At 50.8% G+C, this 5,460-nt stretch carries 2 tRNA genes and 3 rRNA genes; all 5 read left to right on the forward strand.

From position 1 onward, the window contains the following. Positions 1 to 8 precede the first annotated feature (8 nt). A 16S ribosomal RNA gene (locus AC07VY_RS26450) occupies positions 9 to 1,536 on the forward strand. 120 nt (positions 1,537 to 1,656) lie between these two features. Continuing rightward, positions 1,657 to 1,733 (forward strand) — tRNA-Ile (locus tag AC07VY_RS26455). Between the two features lie 27 nt (positions 1,734 to 1,760). Beyond that, positions 1,761 to 1,836 (forward strand) — tRNA-Ala (locus tag AC07VY_RS26460). Positions 1,837 to 2,208: 372 nt separating this feature from the next. Next, positions 2,209 to 5,090, forward strand: a 23S ribosomal RNA gene (locus AC07VY_RS26465). Positions 5,091 to 5,234: 144 nt separating this feature from the next. Then, a 5S ribosomal RNA gene (gene rrf, locus AC07VY_RS26470) occupies positions 5,235 to 5,347 on the forward strand. The 16S, 23S and 5S rRNA genes sit together here with 2 tRNA genes alongside, the layout of an rRNA operon. The last annotated feature ends 113 nt before the right edge of the window (positions 5,348 to 5,460 follow it).

Below are 5,460 nucleotides of genomic sequence, written 5' to 3' on the forward strand. Positions count from 1 at the left end.
TCAAGATCGAACTATAGAGTTTGATCCTGGCTCAGATTGAACGCTGGCGGCATGCCTTACACATGCAAGTCGAACGGTAACAGGTTAAGCTGACGAGTGGCGAACGGGTGAGTAATATATCGGAACGTGCCCAGTCGTGGGGGATAACGCAGCGAAAGCTGTGCTAATACCGCATACGATCTCTGGATGAAAGCGGGGGATCGCAAGACCTCGCGCGATTGGAGCGGCCGATATCAGATTAGCTAGTTGGTGGGGTAAAAGCCCACCAAGGCGACGATCTGTAGCTGGTCTGAGAGGACGACCAGCCACACTGGAACTGAGACACGGTCCAGACTCCTACGGGAGGCAGCAGTGGGGAATTTTGGACAATGGGCGCAAGCCTGATCCAGCAATGCCGCGTGCAGGATGAAGGCCTTCGGGTTGTAAACTGCTTTTGTACGGAACGAAACGGTCTGCCCTAATACGGTGGGCTAATGACGGTACCGTAAGAATAAGCACCGGCTAACTACGTGCCAGCAGCCGCGGTAATACGTAGGGTGCGAGCGTTAATCGGAATTACTGGGCGTAAAGCGTGCGCAGGCGGTTATGTAAGACAGATGTGAAATCCCCGGGCTCAACCTGGGACCTGCATTTGTGACTGCATAGCTAGAGTACGGTAGAGGGGGATGGAATTCCGCGTGTAGCAGTGAAATGCGTAGATATGCGGAGGAACACCGATGGCGAAGGCAATCCCCTGGACCTGTACTGACGCTCATGCACGAAAGCGTGGGGAGCAAACAGGATTAGATACCCTGGTAGTCCACGCCCTAAACGATGTCAACTGGTTGTTGGGTCTTCACTGACTCAGTAACGAAGCTAACGCGTGAAGTTGACCGCCTGGGGAGTACGGCCGCAAGGTTGAAACTCAAAGGAATTGACGGGGACCCGCACAAGCGGTGGATGATGTGGTTTAATTCGATGCAACGCGAAAAACCTTACCCACCTTTGACATGTACGGAAGTCGCTAGAGATAGCTTCGTGCTCGAAAGAGAGCCGTAACACAGGTGCTGCATGGCTGTCGTCAGCTCGTGTCGTGAGATGTTGGGTTAAGTCCCGCAACGAGCGCAACCCTTGTCATTAGTTGCTACATTTAGTTGGGCACTCTAGTGAGACTGCCGGTGACAAACCGGAGGAAGGTGGGGATGACGTCAAGTCCTCATGGCCCTTATAGGTGGGGCTACACACGTCATACAATGGCTGGTACAAAGGGTTGCCAACCCGCGAGGGGGAGCTAATCCCATAAAACCAGTCGTAGTCCGGATCGCAGTCTGCAACTCGACTGCGTGAAGTCGGAATCGCTAGTAATCGTGGATCAGAATGTCACGGTGAATACGTTCCCGGGTCTTGTACACACCGCCCGTCACACCATGGGAGCGGGTTCTGCCAGAAGTAGTTAGCCTAACCGTAAGGAGGGCGATTACCACGGCAGGGTTCGTGACTGGGGTGAAGTCGTAACAAGGTAGCCGTATCGGAAGGTGCGGCTGGATCACCTCCTTTCTGGAAACTGCAATCAAATTTGAATGCCCACACTTATCGGTTGTTGGAAGGTTGTCGCTAAGACAATTTTTAAACGAAGTCCTTGATTTTGTTTGAAATGAATCTCAGAGCGACCGGCTTGGGTCTGTAGCTCAGTTGGTTAGAGCACCGTCTTGATAAGGCGGGGGTCGTTGGTTCGAAACCAACCAGACCCACCATCCATTCAACAACACTGCCGTTTTTGTGGGGGTGTAGCTCAGCTGGGAGAGCGGCTGCTTTGCAAGCAGTAGGTAGCGGGTTCGAGTCCTGTCACCTCCACCAATATTGTTGGTGCTTATCTATTCAACACCAAAGTGGCTTTTAACGAGGCTACTTTGTTGTTGATCAATATCTATTGATCGATATAAATTAACCGAAAGGTTAATCGGCTGTTCATTAAAAATTCATAGAGTTTAATCAGCGTTGCTAGCGGAAACTGCACATTCGTAAAGGTTTAGTGCAGACCGTGCCGCTAGCGACAAATTTTTGATTGCGTCAAAACGAATATTCAGACTTTGGTTTGAAATTCAAAATTAACGATGAAAGCTCGAAAGGGCTGTAGTTGTTTACGGCATAACGCGATTGGTGAAAGACCAATCAAACATTCCTTGAAGACAACGGCGGTGTTTCTGTAAAGAGACGTCAAAGTTATAGGGTCAAGTGAATAAGAGCATGTGGTGGATGCCTTGGCAATGATAGGCGACGAAAGACGTGATAGCCTGCGATAAGCTTCGGGGAGCTGGCAAATTAGCTTTGATCCGGAGATTTCTGAATGGGGAAACCCACCCTTAGGGGTATCGCATGATGAATACATAGTCATGCGAGGCGAACCGGGTGAACTGAAACATCTCAGTAGCTCGAGGAAAAGACATCAACCGAGATTCCGAAAGTAGTGGCGAGCGAAATCGGAAAAGCCTGTTAGTGATAGCGCGACTGTTAACGGAATAGCTTGGAAAAGCTAGCCATAGCGGGTGATAGCCCCGTACGTGAAAACAGACGCGTGGTACTAAGTTAACGAAAAGTAGGGCGGGACACGAGAAATCCTGTCTGAATATGGGGGGACCATCCTCCAAGGCTAAATACTCATCATTGACCGATAGTGAACTAGTACCGTGAGGGAAAGGCGAAAAGAACCCCGGGAGGGGAGTGAAATAGATCCTGAAACCGCATGCTTACAAAAAGTAGGAGCCTTGAAAGGGGTGACTGCGTACCTTTTGTATAATGGGTCAGCGACTTACATTCAGTGGCAAGCTTAACCGAATAGGGAAGGCGTAGGGAAACCGAGTCCGAATAGGGCGATTCAGTCGCTGGGTGTAGACCCGAAACCAAGTGATCTATCCATGGCCAGGATGAAGGTGCGGTAACACGCACTGGAGGTCCGAACCGACTAGTGTTGCAAAACTAGCGGATGAGCTGTGGATAGGGGTGAAAGGCTAAACAAACTTGGAAATAGCTGGTTCTCTCCGAAAACTATTTAGGTAGTGCCTCAAGTATTACCGTCGGGGGTAGAGCACTGTTTTGGCTAGGGGGTCATGGCGACTTACCAAACCAATGCAAACTCCGAATACCGACGAGTACAGCTTGGGAGACAGAGCACCGGGTGCTAACGTCCGGACTCAAGAGGGAAACAACCCAGACCGCCAGCTAAGGTCCCTAAAATTGGCTAAGTGGGAAACGAAGTGGGAAGGCTAAAACAGTCAGGATGTTGGCTTAGAAGCAGCCATCATTTAAAGAAAGCGTAATAGCTCACTGATCGAGTCGTCCTGCGCGGAAGATGTAACGGGGCTAAGCCAGTTACCGAAGCTGCGGATTTGCAATTTATTGCAAGTGGTAGGAGAGCGTTCTGTAGGCCTGTGAAGGTGGTGGTGTAAACCCTGCTGGAGGTATCAGAAGTGCGAATGCTGACATGAGTAGCGTTAAAGGGGGTGAAAAGCCCCCTCGCCGTAAGCGCAAGGTTTTCTACGCAACGTTCATCGGCGTAGAGTGAGTCGGCCCCTAAGGCGAGGCAGAGATGCGTAGTTGATGGGAAACAGGTCAATATTCCTGTACCGATGTGTAGTGCGATGTGGGGACGGAGAAGGTTAGCTCAGCCAACTGTTGGATATGTTGGTTCAAGCCTGTAGTCGTGCCTGGTAGGTAAATCCGCCGGGCTTAGATGAGGGGTGATAACGAGGCTGCTTGCAGCCGAAGTGAGTGATACCCTGCTTCCAGGAAAAGCCACTAAGCTTCAGCTACACACGACCGTACCGCAAACCGACACTGGTGCGCGAGATGAGTATTCTAAGGCGCTTGAGAGAACTCAGGAGAAGGAACTCGGCAAATTGACACCGTAACTTCGGAAGAAGGTGTGCCTTTAGTAGGTGAAGTCCTTCGCGGATGGAGCCCAACGGGGTTGCAAAAAATCGGTGGCTGCGACTGTTTATTAAAAACACAGCACTCTGCAAACACGAAAGTGGACGTATAGGGTGTGACGCCTGCCCGGTGCTGGAAGATTAAATGATGGGGTGCAAGCTCTTGATTGAAGTCCCAGTAAACGGCGGCCGTAACTATAACGGTCCTAAGGTAGCGAAATTCCTTGTCGGGTAAGTTCCGACCTGCACGAATGGCGTAACGATGGCCACACTGTCTCCTCCTGAGACTCAGCGAAGTTGAAATGTTTGTGATGATGCAATCTCCCCGCGGAAAGACGGAAAGACCCCATGAACCTTTACTGTAGCTTTGTATTGGACTTTGAACAGATCTGTGTAGGATAGGTGGGAGGCTTTGAAGTGTGGTCGCTAGATCGCATGGAGCCAACGTTGAAATACCACCCTGGTGTGTTTGAGGTTCTAACCTAGGTCCATTATCTGGATCGGGGACAGTGCATGGTAGGCAGTTTGACTGGGGCGGTCTCCTCCCAAAGCGTAACGGAGGAGTTCGAAGGTACGCTAGTTACGGTCGGACATCGTGATGATAGTGCAATGGCATAAGCGTGCTTAACTGCGAGACTGACAAGTCGAGCAGATGCGAAAGCAGGACATAGTGATCCGGTGGTTCTGTATGGAAGGGCCATCGCTCAACGGATAAAAGGTACTCTGGGGATAACAGGCTGATACCGCCCAAGAGTTCATATCGACGGCGGTGTTTGGCACCTCGATGTCGGCTCATCTCATCCTGGGGCTGTAGCCGGTCCCAAGGGTATGGCTGTTCGCCATTTAAAGAGGTACGTGAGCTGGGTTTAAAACGTCGTGAGACAGTTTGGTCCCTATCTTCCGTGGGCGCTGCAGATTTGAGGAAGCCTGCTCCTAGTACGAGAGGACCGGAGTGGACACACCTCTGGTGTATCGGTTGTCACGCCAGTGGCATTGCCGAGTAGCTAAGTGTGGAAGAGATAACCGCTGAAAGCATCTAAGCGGGAAACTCGTTTCAAGATGAGATCTGCCGGGGCCTTGAGCCCCCTAAAGAGTCGTTCAAGACCAGGACGTTGATAGGTCAGGTGTGGAAGCGCAGTAATGCGTTAAGCTAACTGATACTAATTGCTCGTGCGGCTTGACCCTATAACTTTGATCTACGCAAGTGGTATCAAGGATTAGTTATGCCAAGTGACGCATTCAAAAACACATATCCGGTGCGATACCGGAGCTGATTAAATCTCTATGAATTCGTTGCCCTGACCGATGTCAGGGTGGCAACAAGTTATGCCTGATGACCATAGCGAGGTGGTCCCACTCCTTCCCATCCCGAACAGGACAGTGAAACGCCTCTGCGCCGATGATAGTGCGGGTTCCCGTGTGAAAGTAGGTCATCGTCAGGCTATTACAGCAAGAAACGCCCAGTCAGCTGACTGGGCGTTTTCTTTAGTGTTTACGCAATAAGCACTAAAGAAAACGGAAACGTTTTGCGGGCATGCTCTAAAAAGCATGCTAG

Source organism: Rhodoferax sp. GW821-FHT02C08 (genome assembly GCF_059421805.1).